Origin of the sequence: Methylobacterium nigriterrae (assembly GCF_037106235.1) — a bacterium.
Classification (GTDB): domain Bacteria; phylum Pseudomonadota; class Alphaproteobacteria; order Rhizobiales; family Beijerinckiaceae; genus Methylobacterium; species Methylobacterium nigriterrae.
In genome coordinates this window covers 1-229 of the sequence record NZ_JBAWTG010001106.1, presented here as the reverse complement: position 1 = coordinate 229, position 229 = coordinate 1, and the positions used below count along the sequence as shown (strand labels likewise).

The 229-nt window shown below is 65.1% G+C and carries 1 protein-coding gene; it reads right to left on the bottom strand.

What is annotated here, in order from left to right; all coding sequences use genetic code 11:
* Positions 1–229: phasin family protein (locus tag WDW90_RS40430; protein ID WP_336493148.1), on the bottom strand; the 229-nt coding region annotated here is incomplete at both ends.

The following is a 229-nucleotide window of genomic DNA, read 5'->3' as shown; positions in this document are numbered from 1 at the left end:
GCTGGCCTCCTCGACGGCGCGAGCCGAGGTCTCGGTGATAGAGCGGCTGTCCTGCACGATGTGCTGCAGGCTCTCACGGGCCAGCTCGCTCTGGATCGCAGCAAACTCCTGGACCGACTTGGCCCGGGTTAGTTTGTTCACCCCGTCGAGGTTGCGCTGCCACTGCCGCTGACCAAGCTCGAACCAATGGCGCGAGGCATCCTGGAAGGCTTGGGTCAGAACCGTGCCG